Here is a 20,385-nt window from a genome sequence, read left to right as displayed (position 1 = left end):
TTTACTCCTGTTCTTGCGGCAGGCCGTATTCTTCGGGGAAGGTACGCAGCGAGCTTTGCAACACGGTAACCGCGCCGTCAATCAAACCGCAACGGCCGCTTCGTGGCAGCAGTTGGCACAGGCTTTGCAGGGCGCGCAGGTCGTCGGGAGTGCCGATGCCGGTGTCCACGCGGTTGAGCAGGCGGGAAAGCTGGAATGTGCCGCCTTTACACGGCGGGCATTGACCGCATGAGTTGGAAGCAAAAAATTCCACATACTCGGCCACTTTACGTACCACGCTGGTGCCTTCTGAAATCACAATCATTGCACCGGTACCGAGGCTGGATTTGCGTTCGCGTACGGACACGAAGTCCAAAGGCACATCCAAATCTTTGACGGTCAAAAGCGTGTTTGACGGGCCGCCGGTAAATACAGCTTTAAACGTACGGCCTTCGAGCATACCGCCGCCATGATCGTAAATCAGCGATTGCAGGGTCGTGCCCATCGGCAGTTCGTACAGGCCCGGATTCAATACATCGCCGGAAAGCGAGTAGAGTTTCGTGCCTGCGGCATCGCCCAAACCCAGCGATTTGTACCATTCCGCGCCTTTGGCAAGGATTTGCGGGATGTTGGCGAAGGTTTCGGTGTTGTTGATTAAGGTCGGCTCGCCTTCGACACCGCTTTCGGCGGGGAACGGCGGCTTGCGGCGCGGGAACGGGAAACCGCCTTCCAACCATGAAATCACGGCAGTTTCTTCGCCGCCGATATAACGGCCTGAAGTTTCAACCAGTTGCAAATCCAAAGGTTTACCCAAGTAGTTTTCGATACGGATAAACAAGTCGCTGTTTTTCCATTGCTCGATGGCCGGCGTGATAGAAGCGATGGATTCGGTTTGATGAGGGTTGACGTACAAAATCGCTTTGTTGGCACGGCAGGCAACGGCGGCAATCAGGACGCCTTCGATGACTTGGTGCGGCGTATTTGCCAGCAGTACGCGGTCTTTAAATGTACCCGGTTCGTCTTCGTTGGCATTGCAGACGACGTATTTGTCGCCATTTTTGCTTTGGGCGGCAACGGCAGCCTCCCATTTGCGCCAAGTCGGGAAACCTGCACCGCCCATGCCGCAGAGGTTGGCGTCTTGCAGCTTGGAAACGATGCTTTGAGGCTCGGCAAGCGCCGCCAGCAGGCCTTCGCCGCCGCCGACTTTGCGCCACGCGGCCAAATCCGCGCCGACTTGGCGGGACGGGTGCAGTAAGTTTTGATTGGCTTGGTTCATGATTGTTGCTCCTGCAAACCGGCGTGTTCGCGCAAATCGAATTTGCCGTAGTAGGGATATAAAACAGGGGCTTTGATGTCGCTGGTCAGACCGGCACGGGTCATTTCGCGTTGCAGGTCGTGGACGTGACCGACACCGCCGCGTACTTTTTTCAGCGGCAGGCCGCAATTTGCCGCGGCTTTACCGGCACGTCGGCCGAAGCTGATAATGTCCAAAAGCGCGTTGCCCATTAGGCGGTTGCGGCCGTGAATACCGCCGGTTACTTCGCCGGCGCAATAGAGGCCTTCGACGCAGGTCGCGCCGTCGCCGTTGATTTCGATACCGCCGTTTTGATAGTGCAGGGTCGGATGAATCATGACCGGTTCAACAGCAGGGTCGATGCCGCATTTGTGGGCAACGTGGCCGAGTGTTACCAAACGGTTCAATACGTCAGGGTCGTTAGCAATCAGGCGCGGGGTGTCGAGGAACACGCCGACTTGACCGTCGCGTACCACGCCGCGGCCTTCGCGGCATTCGCGCAGAATCGCAGCGGCAACAACGTCGCGCGGTTGCAATTCGTCAACGAAACGCTCGCCCAAACCGTTGACCAGTTTGGTGCCTGCGGAGCGCACGGCTTCGGAAATCAGCGCGCCTGCCAAGTGTGGAGGGTGGGCAACGCCGGTCGGGTGGTATTGGAAAGAATCGACATCGCGCAGTTTGGCGCCGATACGGTAAGCCATCACCAGGCCGTCTGCAGTTGCGCCGTAGTGGTTGGAAGTGGCGAAACCTTGCAAATGTAGGCGTCCGCTGCCGCCGGTTGCCAATACCACGGCTTTGGCGTGAACCAATACCAAAGAGCGTTTTTCCAAATCGTACAAAATCGCGCCGACACAGCGGCCGTGTTCGTCTGATAATAATTCGATGGCGGGGTGACGGTTGAGCTGGGTGATGTTTTCATCGAGTTCGACTGCCTCGCGCAGTACGCGCATCATTTCGAGGCCGGTAAAGTCGCGGTAGCTCAGGATGCGCGGCACGGTCGTACCGCCTGCACGTTTGCGGCTCAACATGCCGTTGTTGTCTGCGCCTTTGGCCAAGTCAAAAGTCATGCCCAAGCCAATCAGCCAGCGGATGGCAGACGGCGCATCGGTAACCATTTGGGCAACCAATTCTTTTTTGCCGACGTTGTGGCCGCCTTTGATGGTGTCGTCAAAGTGTTGTTGCAGGCTGTCTTCCGCGCCGACAGCTGCCTGAATGCCGCCTTCTGCCATTACGGTATTGCTGTCGCCGATACGCAGCTTGTTCGCCATAATCACGCGCGCGCCTGCTTCGGTAGCAGATAACGCCGCCGCCGCACCCGCACCGCCGCCGCCAATGACCAATACGTCAGTGTTCAAGTGTTCCGCGCCCGACAAATCATAGTCGTCAATCAGAGGCTGACTGATTAAGAGTTTGGCCAAATCAGGATGGCAGTAATCGCCCGTGTTCGGACCGATGGGCAGTTTGACGCGCGCATTTGCCTGATAGTCGGGATGAAACTGACTCAACAATTCGTTTTTTTCCGGCAAGTCGCTACGCAATTCCAATGAGGAAGCGCGCAGATTGGCAAGGGCGGTTTCGTAGTCTATGCCTTGAATTTTTTTCGCCATCACATTGCCTCCTCTTCAAATTCGACTTTCATTTTGCCGCTGTCAATTTCGCGCAGGCGGCGCATCAAATCCACAGGGCGTAATGTACGCGCTGCTTTCATACGGCGTGCGAACAGGCCCAAGTGGTTCGGACGGATGTGTTCGGGGCAGGAGAGGGTGCAGAGGTTGCACATCACGCATTGGTCGAAGGTCAGCGCAGCCGCGCCGAAATCGCCGGAAACTACTTGTGCTACGCCGTTTTCCACTTGCAAACCTTTAGGACAGGCTCGGTTACAGCCGCCGCAATGGCGGCAGTTTTGCGCTTCAGGAAAGGCTTTGGCGGTATCATCCAACCAGTTCCAGCCATCACCAATTTCGCTGACGTCGTAATATTGGATGTGCTCCGGAATAAAGTAGTCCAAGAAGCTGACCTGCATGCCTTCTTCAACTTTGGTCTCGCATGCCAGTGCAGTGGTGACTTCGCGCTCGCCTTCTTTACGAATCATGCAGCGGCAGGAACCGCATACGCCTTGACCCATACAGCCGACATTGGCAGTAATCGCATTGCCTGAACGGGCATAGGCTTGGATGATTGACGAGTCGGCGGAAGCTTTGACTTCATGGCCGTCTATGGTCAGGGTTAACAAATTTTCACTCATGGTTTGTTCCTGTGAAATTGGAAGTTGGAATAGTGGATAATTTGATTAATTGTATTTTTATTACATCTATCGTGCGTGAGGAAATATCCAAGTCATTTACTCAGAAATTCTTTTAAAATCAATATTTATCTGTATGAGTCGAAGTGTATCAGAATTTAATGATTTTGATGATAAGGACAATCTAAGGTTTTATATAGGAAGGATTGTAAACAAAATATGCCTATTATTTAGACAAATTTATCTCAATTATTTGATTTTAATTATAAAATAAAATTACTTTTTTAGTATAAATTTTAAAATATTCGTCTATTTGCTAGTAAAAATCATTGTTATATATTAGATGATTTTGCATAGATTGTTGTATATATTGAATAATATTTAGGTGAGCAAGTAGGTGAAAAGGCTGTTATAAAATTTCATAAAATCAAACAAGTTTGATATCAGTCAAGAAGATTGAGGGAGAAAATGACATGGATTTTACAATTGTGTATTGTATTGGAAAATAAGAAAGGTTGTCTGAAATTTGGGTAGTTTCCCTTTAAATACAGTCTACTAAATTTCTTTCTCAGATACTTAAGGCAAATATTTTCAGACGGCCTTGAAATAAGATTATCATTTAAAAACAATGTAATTTTATTTCTATTTAAGCGAATGGCTAGTGGATATAGATTATCAATAACCAAGTGATTTAATGCGATATTAAATTTCATTTAAATCAATAGGGTATGAAAATGATATTGTCTGGGTCATTCATTTGAAAGCACTATTACACTATTGAAGGCCGTCTGAAAAAATCGGTCTCTTAAGAAATAAACAAACTCTCCCTACCATGACTCCGAAAAGGAACACAATCATGACCGTCATCAAGCAAGAAGACTTTATCCAAAGTATTTTCGATGCTTTCCAATTCATCAGCTACTACCATCCTAAAGACTACATTCAGGCTTTGTACAAGGCTTATCAAAAAGAAGAAAACCCAGCCGCCAAAGATGCGATGGCGCAGATTTTGGTCAATAGCCGTATGTGTGCAGAAGGCCATCGTCCTATTTGTCAGGATACCGGTATTGCAACCGTATTTTTGAAAGTGGGCATGGATGTACAGTGGGATGCCGAGATGAGCGTACAGGAAATGGTTAACGAAGGCGTACGCCGTGCATACACCTATCCTGACAACAAACTGCGCGCCTCCGTATTGGCCGACCCGGCTGGCAAACGTCAAAATACCAAAGACAACACACCTGCCGTTGTACATATGGAAATCGTGAAAGGTGACAAAGTCGAAGTCACTTGCGCAGCCAAAGGCGGCGGTTCTGAAAACAAAACCAAAGTTGCTATGCTCAACCCTTCAGACAATATCGTTGATTGGGTATTGAAAACTGTTCCTCAAATGGGTGCGGGCTGGTGTCCTCCGGGCATCTTGGGTATCGGTATCGGCGGTACGCCTGAAAAAGCAGTGTTGATGGCCAAAGAAAGCCTGATGAGCCATATCGATATTCAGGAACTCAAAGAAAAAGCCGATTCCGGTGCGGAATTGTCTACAACCGAAGCCCTGCGCTTGGAACTCTACAAAAAAGTAAATGCCTTGGGCATCGGCGCACAAGGCTTGGGCGGTTTGAGCACCGTGCTGGATGTCAAAATCCTTGACTACCCAACCCACGCGGCTTCCAAACCGATTGCTATGATTCCAAACTGCGCAGCTACCCGCCACATCGAATTTGAATTGGACGGCTCAGGCCCGGCCAAATTGGAAGCCCCATCTTTGGAAGATTGGCCAGATCTGACTTACAGCCCTGACAACGGCAAACGAGTCGATGTTAACAACCTGACCAAAGAAGAAGTGGCCACATGGAAAACCGGCGACGTATTGTTGCTAAACGGTAAAATCCTGACCGGCCGCGATGCCGCGCACAAACGTTTGGTTGATATGCTCAATAAAGGCGAAGAATTGCCGGTAGATTTCACCAACAAACTGATTTACTACGTCGGCCCGGTTGATCCAGTCCGTGACGAAGTTGTTGGCCCGGCCGGTCCGACTACTTCCACCCGTATGGATAAATTCACCCGCCAAATGCTGGAACAAACCGGCCTCTTGGGTATGATCGGTAAATCCGAACGCGGCGCAGCAACTTGCCAAGCCATTGCTGATAACAAAGCTGTTTACCTGATGGCTGTCGGCGGCGCGGCATATCTGGTTGCCAAAGCCATTAAAGCGTCTAAAGTCTTGGCTTTCCCAGAATTGGGTATGGAAGCGATTTACGAATTTGAAGTCAAAGACATGCCTGTTACCGTTGCGGTGGATAGCAACGGCGAATCGGTTCACGCCATTGCACCAAAACAATGGCAGGCAAAAATCGGTATTATTCCGGTTGAAGCTTGATATTTAGCTGAATAATCAATGGCCGTCTGAACGATTTCAGACGGCCTTTTTTTGCTTACAAATAATTCAAATGTTTTCAAACGAGTAAATTTCCCTTTCTAAAAAGGACTTGTCAAAATCAGCGTTTGAAACTAGAATTCACAGCTTATCGAGTCGGAGTGTGGCGCAGTCTGGTAGCGCACTTGCATGGGGTGCAAGGGGTCGAAGGTTCGAATCCTTTCATTCCGACCAAAGAATTTAAAAGAGCCGTTTTTAAAACGGCTCTTTTTTCGTTTGGATGATTTATCTGAATAATGTGTCCGAATGGATTTTAAAACTTAATACCAATGCCGTCTGAAACAAAACCTGCTTTTGAAAAAAGCAGGTTTTGTTATTTCTGAAGCAGAACTATTCGGCACTATCTTTCAGTGTGTCTTTATAAGTATAAAGATAAGACGCGCCGACAAAGAATCGCCACCGACGACATTGCCCAGAAATATGGGAATCATATTGAAGAAAAACTGGCCCCATGTGATGTTTGCGCCTGCCAAAATACCTGCGGGGATAACGAACATATTGGCGACAAGGTGTTGGAAGCCGTTTAATACGAAAATCATGACGGGGAACCAAATGGCCAGCATCCGTCCGGTTGTGTTTTTAGCGGCAAAGTGCAACCACGTGCCCATGCAGACCATCCAGTTACATGCGACCGCCGATACGAAAGCGCGGCCGAAATCCATATGGACTTTTGCTTCCGCCACGGCAATGGTTTTTTCTGCCATGCTGCCTTCAATCATACCGACATAGTATCCGAGGAAAAAAGCCATTGCCAGCGTGCCTACCAAATTGCCCATGCAGACGATAAGCCAGTTGCGCAGCAGCATTTTGAAGGAAATCCGTCCGGCCAATCTGCCTAAAGACATAATCATCATGTTGCTGGTTACCAGTTCGCCACCGCCAAGTAGGATACAAATCAAGGCGATAGGGAACACGGCTGCGCCGAGTAAAGTGGCAACACCGCCCCATTCGTGCGGAATGCCGCTGACTACTTTTAAATAGGCAAGATATCCGAAGCCGATGTATCCGCTGGCTAAAACGCTCAAGATTGCCAGTGTGGGAATGCTGGATTGTGCTTTGGCGCAGCTTTTGTCGAGAACAACCTGTAAAATTTCCTGTGGGTATAAATCGCGCGAAGCCATGATGTTCCTTAAAGTGGGTTGAGGAGGAAACGCCATTTCAAAAGTGGCGCGAACTGTCACGGTAGGGCAGTGTTATATGGAGCCGGTGTATGGTCTTTGTCTTATCAATCAGCCTGAATTAAACCTAAAAAACAGATACTTCGTCTTGCTTTAGCTAAAAAGAAATATTATTACATTTTGCTTCTGTATTAAAAAAGGCCGTCTGAACGTTGAGGTTTCAGACGGCCTTGTTTTGAATTTTTAACTTACAAATGAGCCAGCTTTGCATTGCCTTCGCGAGGAATAGGGCGCGGATTGCCTTGTGAATCGATGGCGACGTAAGTGAACACGGCTTCGGTGACCAGTTGGCGGTCTTCCGTTACCATATCGTTCATCAAAGTCTTCACCCACACTTCGATTTTCAGTTGCAAAGAAGTATTGCCTACGCGGACGCAATGACCGTAGCAGCACACGACGTTGCCAACCTTTACCGGTCTGATGAAATTCATTTCTTGAACGGCCACGGTTACAATTCGTCCCTGTGCGATTTCTGCCGCCAAAATACCGCCGCCCAGATCCATTTGCGACATAATCCAGCCGCCGAAGATATCCTGATTAGGATTGGTATCGCGCGGCATGGCTACCGTACGCAATAAAAGTTGTCCTTCGGGTGCAGCATGCGTTTGTTTGTTGTCAGCCATAAAAAATCCTGTCAAAAAAGTGCTATTTTACGCCATTTATGGCGATAAACCTATGTAGGCCGTCTGAAAAATCAGAAGGCAAAGTGTTACAATCAACATATTCATCAGACAAAGGAGAAAGCTCATGCATCCGATTCAAGAACCACGCAATAGCGGCCTTTTGCGCGTATCCGACATTCACGAAATTTACTGGGAAGAATCAGGCAATCCTGATGGACACCCCGTGATTTTCCTGCATGGTGGCCCCGGAGCAGGCGCGTCACCGGCCTGTCGCGGCTTTTTCAATCCAGAGCATTTTCGCATCGTCATTATCGACCAACGCGGTTGCGGACGCTCTAAACCGTATGCCTGTACCGAAGACAACACCACATGGGACTTGGTTGCCGATATTGAAAAAGTACGCGAAATGCTCGGTATCCAAAAATGGTTGGTTTTCGGAGGCTCATGGGGCAGCACCTTGTCGCTGACTTATGCCGAAACCCATCCCAAACGCGTCAGCGGCTTAGTTTTGCGCGGTATTTTCCTGTGCAGGCCGTCTGAAATGGCATGGTTGAACGAAGCAGGCGGCGTCAGCCAAATTTATCCGGCTCAATGGCAAAAATTCATTGCCCCCGTAGCCGAAAACAAACGCCAAACCCTAATTAAAGCCTACCATGAAATGCTGTTCAGCGAAGATGAAGCCACACGCCTCAAAGCGGCCAAATTATGGGCAGACTGGGAAAGCTACCTTATTCAGTTTGAACCTAAAGACGTGGATGAAGACCCGCAAGCCTCCCTTGCCATAGCAAGAATCGAAAACCATTACTTCGTAAACGAAGGCTGGTTGCAGGGCAATAAAGCCATCTTGGCAAACATCGACAAAATCCGCCATATCCCAACCATCATTGTCCAAGGCCGCTACGACCTATGCACCCCGATGCAAAGCGCATGGGAGCTCTCGCAAGCCTTCCCTGAAGCAGAATTGAGAATCGTCCAAGCAGGCCACTCTTCTTTTGATCCTTCGCTTTCTGAGGCTTTAGTGAAAGCAGTAGAGGATATTAGAAGCAAGTTATAAAGGTTGATAAATAACAATGCCGTCTGAAAAAGTTTCAGACGGCATTTTTAAATCAAAGCTTGCTAGATATTAAACGGTAAATGTTTATATGCAATATTATTGAGTATGAATACTACCTGGTATATGATTTATAAATTAACTAATTAGTGATGGTAAGCTTTACCATTGCTTGCATCTGTAAGGTAGATGGACAATATTAGTTTTTACAATCCCATCTAATGGAAACTTGTATGATTGCGAAATCATGGGTAACCAAGTTGCTGTTGAAACATGTAGAAAAATTGCTTGGGTAACATGTGTTTCTTAAAAATCTATAATTAATTTCATTTTAGGAAGTTGGATGACTGACAAAATTGCTCATGCTCGCCAGGACTCATCAAAAAATTGGCATTCCCATCCCCTGCAAAAACATCTACAAAAAGTCGCCCAACTCGCCAAGCGTTTTGCAGGGTGTTATGGGTCGTTGTTTGCTGAATATGCGGGGCTTTTGCACGATTTGGGGAAATTTCAGGAAGCTTTTCAGAAATATATCTGTAATGCATCCGGCTTTGAAAAAGAAAATGCCCATTTGGAAGATGTCGAATCTACCAAGTTGCGCAAAATTCCGCATTCCACTGCCGGTGCCAAATATGCAGTAGAGCACCTTAATCCGTTTTTTGGGCATTTGTTGGCGTATTTGATTGCCGGGCATCATGCTGGGCTGGCAGATTGGTATGACAAAGGCAGCCTGAAACTTCGTCTGCAACAGGCGGATGACGAGTTGGCGGCGTCTTTGTCGGGTTTGGTGGAAAGCAGTTTGTCCGAAGATTTTTTCCCGTTATCAGATGATGATCTGAAGCGGGATTTTTTTGCATTTTGGAAAGAAGGGGCAAAGCTGGAGGAATTGCATATTTGGCTGCGTTTTCTCTTTTCCTGCTTGGTGGATGCCGATTTTCTGGATACCGAAGCCTTTATGAACGGATATGCCGATGCGGATACTGCGCAGGCTGCCGGATTGCGCCCAAAATTTCCCGGTTTGGATGAGTTGCACCGACGATATGAGCAATATATGGCGCAACTGCATGAGAAATCAGATAAAGATTCATTCTTAAATCAAGAACGCTATGCCATTTTGCAGCAATCTTTTTCTGCCGCAGAAACCGACCGCACTTTGTTTTCTTTAACCGTGCCGACCGGTGGCGGTAAAACTTTGGCGAGCTTGGGGTTTGCTTTGAAACACGCACTGAAATTTGGCAAAAAACGTATTATCTATGCCATTCCTTTCACCAGTATTATCGAGCAGAACGCCAATGTTTTCCGCAAAGCATTAGGCTATGACGTGGTATTGGAACACCATAGCAATTTAGAAGTGAAAGAAGACAAGGAAACAGCGAAAACTCGTCTTGCTACGGAAAATTGGGATGCGCCGCTGATTGTTACCACCAACGTGCAACTGTTTGAAAGCCTGTTTGCGGCGAAAACCAGCCGCTGCCGTAAGATTCACAATATTGCCGACAGCGTGGTGATTTTGGATGAAGCCCAGCAGCTTCCGCGCGATTTCCAAAAGCCGATTACCGACATGATGCGGGTGTTGGCGCGTGATTATGGCGTTACCTTTGTGCTGTGTACGGCAACCCAACCGGAGCTTGGCAAAAATATCGACGCATTCGGTCGCACTATTTTGGAAGGGCTACCGGATGTGCGCGAAATTGTGGCAGACAAAATTGCCTTATCGGAAAAACTGCGCCGCGTCCGCATCAAAATGCCGCCGCCAAACGGCGAAACGCAAAGCTGGCAGGAAATTGCCGATGAAATAGCCGCGCGCCCGTGTGTTTTGGCAGTGGTCAATACGCGAAAACACGCCCAAAAACTCTCTGCCGCCCTGCCTTCTAACGGAATCAAGCTACATTTATCTGCCAATATGTGCGCCACACACCGCAGCGAAGTGATTGCGTTGGTTCGCCGATATTTGGCACTGTATCGCGCAGGCAGCCTGCACAAGCCCTTGTGGCTGGTCAGCACGCAGTTGATTGAAGCCGGCGTAGATTTGGATTTCCCTTGCGTTTATCGGGCGATGGCAGGGCTGGACAGCATTGCCCAGGCGGCGGGACGGTGCAACCGTGAAGGCAAACTGCCGCAGTTGGGCGAAGTAGTCGTATTCCGCGCCGAAGAAGGCGCGCCCAGCGGCAGCCTGAAACAGGGGCAGGACATTACCGAAGAGATGCTGAAAGCAGGGCTGCTTGATGACCCGCTTTCCCCGTTGGCATTTGCCGAATATTTCCGCCGATTCAACGGCAAAGGTGATGTGGACAAACACGGTATCACAACGCTTTTGACGGCAGAAGCATCAAATGAAAATCCACTGGCAATTAAATTCCGCACAGCTGCCGAACGTTTCCACCTGATTGATAACCAAGGCGTGGCACTCATTGTGCCGTTTATCCCGTTGGCTCATTGGGAAAAAGACGGCAGTCCGCAAATCGTCGAAGCAAACGAGCTGGACGATTTTTTCAGACGACATCTAGATGGTGTTGAAGTTTCAGAATGGCAGGATATTTTGGACAAACAACGCTTTCCGCAGCCGCCAGACAACTCCTTTGGGCAAACCGATCAACCACCGCTGCCCGAGCCGTTTGAAAGCTGGTTCAACTTGCTTGAAAGCGACCCGCTCAAACACAAATGGGTTTACCGCAAGCTGCAACGCTACACGATTACTGTGTACGAACACGAACTGAAAAAGTTGCCTGAACATGCCGTTTTTTCAAGAGCGGGATTGCTCGTGTTAGATAAGGGCTATTACAAAGCCGTGCTTGGCGCGGATTTTGACGATACGGCCTGGCTGCCTGAAAATTCGGTTTTATGAAAAATGCCCCTATTTCTAGGGGCATTTTGCCATTTTTAACATGGCATTATAGTTTCAACACACAGCCGCCCAGAAGCGACTGACCGCTAATAATCCATTTAATCAATTGTATGGAAAGAGGTTTAGCGCAGGTATATTTTACAGTTTATTGAAAAAATAAGCGAATCACACTTGACATGAATAGCATGGTAATATTAATATGGCTTTATAGAATTATTATAAGGAGTCGATATGAGTTTCATTTTAGAAATTAGCGGTGAGCTGGCGTGCTTCACCAGGCCGGAGCTTAAGGTGGAACGGGTTAGTTATCCCGTAATTACACCATCAGTAGCACGAAATATCCTAATGGCAATCTTGTGGAAACCCGCCATTCGATGGCGGATACAGAAGCTTGAGATTCTCAAACCGATTCAGTGGACGAATATCCGCCGCAACGAAGTGGGAACTAAGATGAGTGAGCGTAGCGGCTCGCTCTATATTGAAGATAACCGCCAGCAGCGCGCATCCATGCTGCTGAGAGACGTTGCCTACCGCATTCACGCCGATTTTGACATGACCAGTGAAGCGGGCGAGAGCGACAATTACGTCAAATTTGCCGAAATGTTCAAACGGCGCGCGAAAAAAGGGCAATATTTCCACCAGCCTTATTTGGGTTGCCGCGAGTTTCCCTGCCATTTCAGGCTACTTGAAAAGGCTGAAGACGGTTTGCCACGCGAAGACATTACCCAAGATTTCGGCTTTATGCTGTACGACATGGATTTCAGCAAATCCGATCCGCGCGATTCCAATAACGCCGAGCCCATGTTTTACCAATGCAAAGCGGTAAACGGCGTGATTACTGTGCCGCCTGCCGACAGCGAGGAGGTGAAACGATGATTCTGCACGCACTCACCCAATACTACCAACGTAAAGCCAAAAGCGATGGCGGTGTTGCCCCTGAAGGATTTGAAAACAAAGAAATCCCGTTCATTATTGTTATAGGCAAACAGGGCAAATTTATTCAGCTTGAAGATACCCGCGAGTTGAAAAATAAGAAAAAAGTTGCCCGCACTTTTTTAGTGCCGAAAGGTTTGGGCAGGAGCGGTTCAAAATCCTACGAAGTAAGCAATATTTTGTGGGATCACTACGGTTATGTGCTTGCCTATGCTGGAGAAAAAGGGCAGGAGCAGGCGGATAAACAGCATGTCAGCTTTACTGCCAATGTAAACGAATTGAAACAGGCGTTGCCCGATGATGCAGGTGTTGCCGCCGTTGCCGCCTTTCTGGCTTCTGCGGAAGAAAAAAGCAAAGTCATGCAGGCTGCAAATTGGGCAGAATGTGCCAAAGTCAAAGGCTGTAATCTCAGCTTCCGCTTGGTAGACGAGGCAGTAGATTTGGTTTGTCAATCAAAGGCAGTTCAGGCATATGTGAATCAAGCTAATCAGGCACAATCCGATAACGTCCCCAAAGGCATTTGCCTAGTAACTGGCAAACCTGCGCCGATTGCGCGGCTGCATAACGCCGTGAAAGGTGTGAATGCCAAGCCCGCCCCGTTTACATCGGTAAATCTGTCGGCTTTTGAATCATACGGCAAAGAGCAAGGCTTTATCTTTCCCGTGGGCGAACAAGCCATGTTCGAATACACCACCGCCTTAAACACCTTGCTTGCCGGTGAAAGCCGCTTCCGCATCGGCGATGTAACGGCTATCTGTTGGAGCGCGAAACCGACTCTGTTGGAAGAGAGTCTTGCTTCGCTGATTAGTGGCGGCGGCAAAGACAAGCCCGATGAGCATATCGATGCCGTTAAAACTCTTTATAAAAGCCTGTACAACGGCCAATACCAAAAACCGGACGGCAAAGAAAAATTCTACCTTATAGGTCTATCACCCAATTCCGCACGCATTGTCGTCCGCTTTTGGCATGAAACGACTGTCGCTGCCTTATCAGAAAGCATTGCGGCGTGGTATGACGATTTGCAGATGGTGCGTGGCGAAAACTCGCCATACCCCGAATATATGCCGTTGCCGCGCCTGCTGGGCAATTTGGTGTTGGACGGCAAAATGGAAAATCTGCCGTCCGATCTAATCGCCCAAGTAACCGATGCCGCACTCAACAACCGCGTTTTACCCGTCAGCCTGTTGCAGGCTGCTTTGCGGCGCAACAAGGCGGAACAGAAAATTACCTATGGCAGGGCAAGTCTGCTTAAAGCCTATATCAATCGCGCAATCCGCGCAGGTCGTCTGAAAAACATGAAGGAGCTAACTATGAGCTTAGATAGAAATCGCCAAGACATCGGCTATGTGCTGGGGCGGCTGTTTGCCGTACTGGAAAAAACACAGGCCGAAGCCAATCCTGGTTTGAACGCCACCATTGCTGACCGCTATTTCGGTTCGGCAAGCAGTACGCCGATTGCCGTATTTGGCACACTGATGCGCTTGTTGCCGCACCATTTGAACAAGCTGGAATTTGAAGGACGCGCTGTGCAACTGCAATGGGAAATCCGCCAGATTTTGGAACATTGTCAGAGATTTCCTAACCATTTGAATTTGGAACAGCAAGGCCTATTTGCCATCGGTTATTACCACGAAACCCAATTCCTGTTTACCAAAGACGCATTAAAAAACCTGTTCAACGAAGCGAAAACTGCATAAGGAGCAAACGCTATGACTATTGAAAAACGCTATGACTTTGTCTTTTTATTTGATGTGCAAGACGGCAATCCCAACGGCGATCCCGACGCAGGTAACCTGCCGCGTATCGACCCGCAAACTGGCGAAGGTTTGGTAACCGATGTTTGCCTGAAACGCAAAGTCCGCAATTTTATCCAAATGACTCAAAATGACGAACATCACGACATCTTCATCCGCGAAAAAGGTATATTGAACAACCTGATTGATGAGGCGCACGAGCAGGAAAACGTAAAAGGCAAAGAAAAGGGCGAAAAAACTGAAGCTGCTCGCCAATACATGTGTAGCCGTTATTACGACATCCGCACATTCGGCGCAGTGATGACTACCGGCAAAAATGCAGGACAAGTGCGCGGTCCCGTGCAACTGACTTTTTCTCGCTCTATCGATCCCGTCATGACCTTAGAACACAGCATTACCCGCATGGCGGTTACCAACGAAAAAGATGCCAGTGAAACCGGCGACAACCGTACCATGGGTCGCAAATTCACCGTTCCCTACGGTCTATACCGCTGCCATGGCTTTATTTCCGCTCACTTCGCCAAGCAAACCGGTTTTTCCGAAAGTGATTTAGAACTGTTTTGGCAGGCACTCGTCAATATGTTCGACCACGACCATTCCGCCGCACGCGGACAAATGAACGCACGCGGACTTTATGTGTTTGAACACAGCAATAATCTAGGTGATGTGCCTGCTGATAGTCTGTTCAAACGTATTCAGGTGGCCAAAAAAGACGGTGTGGAAGTAGCAAGGAGTTTTGACGACTACCTTGTCAGCGTGGACGATCAAAATCTTGGCGAAACCAAGCTGCTGCGTAAATTAGGCTAAAAATGACCGCACTTTCAACCGAAATCCAAAGGGAAAATCAGGACACGCGCCTGATTCCCCTTTCCGCTCTGCAACACTACGCCTTCTGCCCGCGCCAATGCGCGTTGATTCATAACGAGCAGGCGTGGGCGGAGAACTATTTGACCGCGCAGGGCAAGGCGCTGCATGAACGGGTGGATTCGGGTGAGCCGGAAACGCGCAAGGGTGTGCGCTTTGAGCGGACGGTGCATGTGTCGGCGGAGAAGCTGGGCATCAGCGGCGTGTTGGATTTGGTGGAAGTAGAAATGAAAACAGGCCATCTGAAACCCGTGGAATACAAACGCGGCAAGCCCAAACCTGACCCGATGGATGAAATCCAGCTTTGCGCCCAAGGCTTGTGCTTGGAAGAAATGACGGGGCAAACCATCTCTGAGGGCGCGCTGTGGTATATGCAAACCCGCCACCGCGTCCCCATCGTGTTTTTAGACGACCTGCGCGCCCAAACACTCGCCACCATCGCCGCTGTGCGCGAACTCCTAAACAGCGGCCAAACCCCGCCGCCCGACTACGGCAAACGCTGCAAAGCCTGCTCGTTAGCGGAGATTTGCCAGCCGGAATTGTTGGGGAAACGGGATAGGAGTGTGGGGTATGTGGAGGGGTTGTTTGGGGAGTAAGTTGTAGATTTTCAGATGATATTTTTTTTTAAAAACAGCTATAATTGGCTAAAATTTTCTTTTATAGACAGGTCATAATGTGATGAAACCTATTTTAAAATACCGTGGTGGAAAATCAAAAGAACTATCAGAAATTTTACCATTTATTCCTAATTTCACGGGCAGATATATCGAGCCGTTTTTAGGTGGTGGAGCAATGTTTTTTGAGTTAGGAAAAAAGAATTCCATTATTAACGATATTAATGAAAAATTAATTTCTTTTTATGTTAATCTTCAGTCGCATCATCAACAAGTACGCAAAGAATTGGAAGAATTGCAGTGTATTTATGAAACTAATAGGGAAAAATTTGAGTATTTAAAAAAATTAGCTCCCGATTCAAGAGCGCAAGATGATAATGAGGACCTCTATTATAAAATGAGAGAAATGTTTAATGGTGATTTATTAATGGAATATAATCCAGCTACTATTTATTATTTTATTAATAAAACGTCTTATTCGGGGATGATTCGCTATAATGCACAAGGAAAGTTTAATGTACCTTATGGGAGGTATAAAAATTTTAATACTAAATTAATTACTGATGAGCATATTGAATTATTAAAAAATACAGAAATTTATAATTCTGACTATTCTGAAATTTTTAATAAAGCTAATTCTAACGATTTTATATTTTTAGATCCTCCATATGATTGTGTATTTAATGATTATGGAAATATAGAGATGGATAGTGGCTTTTCTGAAGAAATGCACCGAAAGTTAGCAGAAGATTTTAATAATTTGCATACTCCTGCTTTAATGGTAATTGGCAAAACACCATTAACAGAAGAGTTATATGGTTCTCGTATTGTTCACGAATACGAAAAATCGTACGCCGTAAATATTAGAAATCGTTTTAAATCAGAATCTAAACATATTTTAGTGAGGAATTAGAATGGCATCACTATCTAAAAGTAAGCATCTTTTTGGATTTACTTCACCGAGAACATTGGAGAAAATTATTCCCGAACTGAGGTTGTTAGATGAAAAATTTAAAGGGAAAAAATGGAATACACAAACACAGATTAAATTTTTTGATACTTTATTTTTATCTAATTTTTATGAAGGGGAGAAAAGGCCAACAGATCCAGCTTTAGCAGCTAGAGATCGAATTACACGTGCACCCAAAGCACTTGGTTTTATTCAATTAACACCAGAGATTAACTTAACCAAAGCTGGCAAACAGCTTATTTCAGAGAAAAGATTAGATGAAATTTTTACCAAACAATTATTAAAATTTCAATTACCATCTCCTTACCACACTCAATCAAATACCATTGAATTTAATGTTAAACCTTATTTAGAGTTGTTGCGCCTCATTAAGGAGTTAGGTTCTATTTCTAAGCTAGAAATAGCCCTATTTTTCTTACAGCTAACAAACTTTAATAAATTTGATTTTATTAAAAATAAGATTCTTTCTTTTAGAGAACGTGGGAAAGAAAAAAGAACAAGCTGGAGAACTTTTGTTTCGGGTGAGTTTGTTGCAGAAATAAAAGAGATATTTCATCATGAGATTGTTAATAATCAATTTTACACACGAGAAAGTGAATACTCTACTTTTGAAAAATTCATAAAAACAAAAGAAAGTAATATGCGCGATTACGCAGATGCTTTTTTTAGATATATCCGTGCAACTGAGTTGGTTACAATTGACTCTAAAACTATGAGAATTAAGATTTCACCATCTAGAAAAGATGATGTAAATTTTATTTTGGAAAATATTGATAGACATCCAATGCATTTTGATAGTGTAAAGTCATTTCAAAATTATCTATTTGATCCTGACTCATTAAAACTATTTTTAGATAATAAAGATAGACTAATTGATAAGATAAAATTTTTATCAGCTGAACAAGTAGTATTAGAAAGTAAGACTATTGATGAGTTAAAAGACGATTTGGTTGCGCTAGAAACTGAGCGAAAGAATAAATTTGTAAGCAATAATATAATTAAATTAAAAGAAAATAAATTAGATGATTTGAATGATATTTATCTTATATTCAATAAAATTATTGATAAAGAGGTTCCTGATGCCCCCTTGTTTCTTGAGTGGAATGTTTGGCGTGCTTTTGCTGCTTTAAATCACACTAAAGAAATTGCTGGGAATTTTATTTTTGATTTAGATGGCATGCCACTTAATACTGCTCCAGGAAATAAGCCGGATATTGAAATTAATTATGGGGATTTTTCCTGCATTATTGAAGTAACAATGTCTCGTGGTGAAACTCAATTTAATATGGAAGGGTCGTCTGTTCCCCGGCACTATGGTGATTTGGTTAATAAATTACAGCATAACAAAGCATATTGTTTTTTTATTGCGCCTAAAATATCAGAAGCAACAAAGGCATTCTTTTTTAATCTGAATAAAATGCATACTAAAAGGTATGGTGGAAAAACTAAAATTATTCCTATGGATTTATATAGTTTCATTGAATTTTTCCGAGTTGGAATTGCAAAACAATTTTCACAAGTTTCTATTTTAGAAAACTGGTTGGAGCAACAATGGCTCTATAACCAAGAGGCAGAGGATGAAGATATTTGGTTTAGACGGATTCAAGATGGTATTCAGAATTGGATTTAAATATCTAATGGGCTAAAAATTTCCATTATTTATTGAGCCCGTTTGAAGGGCTAGTTACTTTTTCAGACTGTCTAAACTACGTTCAGAGGACGCGAGCGGAACACAGTTGCTACAAATAAGTGTAGATATTCCCTAAAACCTTTCAGAAAGGAATTTAAAAAATTTTGATTTAAAAATAAAAAATATATTAAAAATACGAGGATTTCAACCATGCGCAAACTACAAAACACGCTCTACATTACCACTCAAGGCAGCTATCTGCATAAGGAGCGGGAGACGTTGGTGGTGGAGCAGGAGCGTAAGAAGGTGGCGCAGTTGCCGGTGCATTCCATCGGACATATTTTCTGTTTTGGGAATGTGCTGGTGTCGCCGTTTTTGCTGGGGTTTTGCGGTGAAAATAATGTGAATTTAGCGTTTTTTACCGAAAATGGGCGTTATTTGGGGCGGCTTCAGGGGTGGCAAAGCGGCAATGTGCTGCTGCGTCGGGCGCAGTATCGGGTGTCGGAGCAAAATCCCGTGCCGATTGCGCGCAATATCATTGCGGCGAAGATTCAGGCGAGTAAGCGGGTGCTTCAGCGGCAGATTCGCAATTACGGCGAGAATGCAGCGATTCAAAGTGCGGTCGATGCTTTGAACATTTCGCTGCGGCAGTTGAAGGGCGCGGCGGAGCTGGACGTGGTACGTGGCATTGAGGGCGATGCGGCGGCGCGGTATTTCGGCGTGTTCGGGCAGCTTTTGAGTGAAAAAAGCGGTTTTTCTTTTGACGGGCGCAACCGCCGTCCGCCCAGAGACGGAGTGAATGCGCTGTTGTCGTTTGTGTACAGCATCTTGGGCAAGGACATCAGCGGCGCGCTGCAAGGCGTGGGGCTGGATCCACAGGTAGGTTTTCTGCACGCCGACCGACCGGGACGCGACAGTTTGGCGCAGGATATTTTGGAAGAATTCCGCGCGTGGTGGGCGGACAGATTGGTGCTTTCCTTGATTAATCGCGGGCAAATCAAACCGCAGGATTTCGTTACCGAGGCAAGCAGCGCGGTTAGCTTAAAAGCGGATGCGCGTAAGCTCTTGTTCCAAGCCTTGCAGGCAAAAAAACAGGAAAAAATCGTTCATCCGTTTTTGGGTGAAGAGGTGGAAATCGGGCTGCTGCCGTATATTCAGGCAATGCTGTTAGCGCGGCACTTGCGCGGAGATTTGGCGGAATATCCGCCGTTTTTGATGAGATAAACCATGTTAATGCTGATTACTTATGATATTTCTTTTGACGATCCAAATGGGCAAACGCGATTGCGCCGTATCGCAAAACATTGCTTAGATTACGGTGTGCGGGCGCAATATTCGGTATTTGAATGCGATGTCACGCCTGACCAATGGGTTGTTTTAAAAGACAAACTTTTGAAAACCTACAACCCCGAAACCGACAGCCTGCGCTTTTACCATTTAGGCAGCAAATGGCGGCGCAAAGTGGAACACCACGGCGCGAAACCAGCGGTGGATGTGTTTAAGGATACGTTGATTGTGTGAATCGCCAACCTGCAGTTCTCATGAAAATACGGCAGGGTTGGCGAATTGGGATTGTTCTTTAACAATCAGGATATTGCAAATGTGGGCGTAACAGAAAAGGCTGTGTTATACTCGCGTTCGCGCTTTTCTTGAGAGCTTAGCGAAATCAGGGCTGCGAAACCTGATGGAACAAGGCTTTTGAGAGAGGCGCCAGCCGCCTTCAGGCGGCTGTGTGTTGAAACAACGTCTTTGGTAGTGGTGTGCAGGAGCTTGCAGCCAGCCGCCTTCAGGCGGCTGTGTGTTGAAACTGAACGTCATGTCATCATCGATGGCTTTGACGGCCCAGCCGCCTTCAGGCGGCTGTGTGTTGAAACAAGATAGCCTGTGATTCAGGCAGAAAGTTAACAACCAGCCGCCTTCAGGCGGCTGTGTGTTGAAACGATATAAGAGGGGGGATGTAGGATAAGACAG

The 20,385-nt window shown here is 46.5% G+C and carries 15 protein-coding genes, 1 tRNA gene, 1 pseudogene and 1 CRISPR repeat array (1 of these 18 running past the window's edge); of the genes and pseudogenes, 12 read left to right on the top strand and 5 right to left on the bottom strand.

The annotated features are described in order from the left end of the window. Nucleotide 1: 1 nt before the first annotated feature. Genes ACTHSX_RS00420 through ACTHSX_RS00410 form a run of 3 tightly spaced genes read right to left on the bottom strand, consistent with a single transcriptional unit; the run spans nucleotide 2 to nucleotide 3,518 of the window. A complete protein-coding gene (locus ACTHSX_RS00420; RefSeq protein WP_440376626.1) occupies nucleotides 2-1,255 on the bottom strand; it encodes a complex I 51 kDa subunit family protein in 1,254 nt (417 codons plus the stop codon). Continuing rightward, nucleotides 1,252-2,880: an FAD-binding protein gene (locus ACTHSX_RS00415; protein ID WP_440376627.1), complete on the bottom strand. Its 1,629-nt coding sequence runs from the start codon at nucleotides 2,878-2,880 to the stop codon at nucleotides 1,252-1,254. The genes ACTHSX_RS00420 and ACTHSX_RS00415 overlap by 4 nt, the downstream gene beginning before the upstream one ends. After that, the gene (locus tag ACTHSX_RS00410; protein WP_315113883.1) at nucleotides 2,880-3,518 is read right to left on the bottom strand and encodes a 2Fe-2S iron-sulfur cluster-binding protein; all 639 of its coding nucleotides are present in this window, start codon (nucleotides 3,516-3,518) and stop codon (nucleotides 2,880-2,882) included. Before ACTHSX_RS00410 ends, ACTHSX_RS00415 begins: the two co-directional genes overlap by 1 nt. 853 nt (nucleotides 3,519-4,371) lie before the next feature. Between ACTHSX_RS00410 and ACTHSX_RS00405 the strand changes: the two genes are divergently transcribed. After that, nucleotides 4,372-5,895, top strand: a complete 1,524-nt coding sequence (locus ACTHSX_RS00405) for a fumarate hydratase (protein WP_003746217.1) — start codon at nucleotides 4,372-4,374, stop codon at nucleotides 5,893-5,895. Nucleotides 5,896-6,049: 154 nt separating this feature from the next. Next, nucleotides 6,050-6,126 (top strand) — tRNA-Pro (locus ACTHSX_RS00400). Between the two features lie 156 nt (nucleotides 6,127-6,282). Here the strand turns inward: ACTHSX_RS00400 and ACTHSX_RS00395 are convergent. Together ACTHSX_RS00395 and yciA are read right to left on the bottom strand one after the other, a co-directional pair. Further along, nucleotides 6,283-7,073, bottom strand: a pseudogene (locus ACTHSX_RS00395) (formate/nitrite transporter family protein). A 245-nt stretch (nucleotides 7,074-7,318) separates the two neighbouring features. Continuing rightward, nucleotides 7,319-7,753, bottom strand: a complete 435-nt coding sequence (gene yciA / locus ACTHSX_RS00390; RefSeq protein WP_063076484.1) for an acyl-CoA thioester hydrolase YciA — start codon at nucleotides 7,751-7,753, stop codon at nucleotides 7,319-7,321. Between the two features lie 124 nt (nucleotides 7,754-7,877). On the opposite strand from yciA, the gene pip reads away from it, so the two are divergent. From pip to cas2, 10 genes are all read left to right on the top strand, one after another. Continuing rightward, complete coding sequence (gene pip, locus ACTHSX_RS00385) at nucleotides 7,878-8,807, top strand: prolyl aminopeptidase (RefSeq protein ID WP_440376628.1); 930 nt, start codon at nucleotides 7,878-7,880, stop codon at nucleotides 8,805-8,807. 340 nt (nucleotides 8,808-9,147) lie between these two features. Then, nucleotides 9,148-11,649 carry a CRISPR-associated helicase Cas3' gene (gene cas3, locus ACTHSX_RS00380; RefSeq protein WP_440376629.1) on the top strand — a complete coding sequence of 834 codons (2,502 nt, stop codon included), beginning with the start codon at nucleotides 9,148-9,150 and terminating at the stop codon, nucleotides 11,647-11,649. A gap of 231 nt (nucleotides 11,650-11,880) precedes the next feature. Next, nucleotides 11,881-12,525 carry a type I-C CRISPR-associated protein Cas5c gene (gene cas5c / locus ACTHSX_RS00375; RefSeq protein ID WP_440376630.1) on the top strand — a complete coding sequence of 215 codons (645 nt, stop codon included), beginning with the start codon at nucleotides 11,881-11,883 and terminating at the stop codon, nucleotides 12,523-12,525. Further along, nucleotides 12,522-14,279 (top strand): type I-C CRISPR-associated protein Cas8c/Csd1, encoded by a 1,758-nt coding sequence (cas8c, locus tag ACTHSX_RS00370; protein WP_440376631.1) that lies wholly within the window; start codon nucleotides 12,522-12,524, stop codon nucleotides 14,277-14,279. Before cas5c ends, cas8c begins: the two co-directional genes overlap by 4 nt. Nucleotides 14,280-14,291: 12 nt before the next feature. Continuing rightward, the gene (gene cas7c, locus ACTHSX_RS00365; RefSeq protein ID WP_440376632.1) at nucleotides 14,292-15,143 is read left to right on the top strand and encodes a type I-C CRISPR-associated protein Cas7/Csd2; all 852 of its coding nucleotides are present in this window, start codon (nucleotides 14,292-14,294) and stop codon (nucleotides 15,141-15,143) included. Between the two features lie 2 nt (nucleotides 15,144-15,145). Further along, nucleotides 15,146-15,796 (top strand): CRISPR-associated protein Cas4, encoded by a 651-nt coding sequence (cas4, locus tag ACTHSX_RS00360; RefSeq protein WP_440376633.1) that lies wholly within the window; start codon nucleotides 15,146-15,148, stop codon nucleotides 15,794-15,796. Between the two features lie 82 nt (nucleotides 15,797-15,878). Beyond that, nucleotides 15,879-16,727, top strand: coding sequence for a DNA adenine methylase (locus ACTHSX_RS00355; protein ID WP_440376634.1), 849 nt, complete (start codon nucleotides 15,879-15,881; stop codon nucleotides 16,725-16,727). 1 nt (nucleotide 16,728) lies between these two features. Continuing rightward, on the top strand, nucleotides 16,729-18,414 hold the full coding sequence (locus tag ACTHSX_RS00350; protein WP_440376635.1) for an AlwI family type II restriction endonuclease: 1,686 nt from the start codon (nucleotides 16,729-16,731) through the stop codon (nucleotides 18,412-18,414). Between the two features lie 210 nt (nucleotides 18,415-18,624). Then, nucleotides 18,625-19,638, top strand: a complete 1,014-nt coding sequence (gene cas1c / locus ACTHSX_RS00345; RefSeq protein ID WP_440376636.1) for a type I-C CRISPR-associated endonuclease Cas1c — start codon at nucleotides 18,625-18,627, stop codon at nucleotides 19,636-19,638. A 3-nt stretch (nucleotides 19,639-19,641) separates the two neighbouring features. Next, nucleotides 19,642-19,935, top strand: coding sequence for a CRISPR-associated endonuclease Cas2 (gene cas2 / locus ACTHSX_RS00340; protein WP_440376637.1), 294 nt, complete (start codon nucleotides 19,642-19,644; stop codon nucleotides 19,933-19,935). Between the two features lie 189 nt (nucleotides 19,936-20,124). Beyond that, nucleotides 20,125-20,385: direct repeats of the CRISPR family, unit length 32 nt; unit sequence CCAGCCGCCTTCAGGCGGCTGTGTGTTGAAAC (it continues 4,940 nt past the right edge of the window).

Source organism: Neisseria sp. P0014.S002 (assembly GCF_051958295.1).
GTDB classification, from domain to species: Bacteria; Pseudomonadota; Gammaproteobacteria; order Burkholderiales; family Neisseriaceae; genus Neisseria; species Neisseria flavescens_B.
This window is presented reverse-complemented; position numbering and strand designations above follow the sequence as displayed.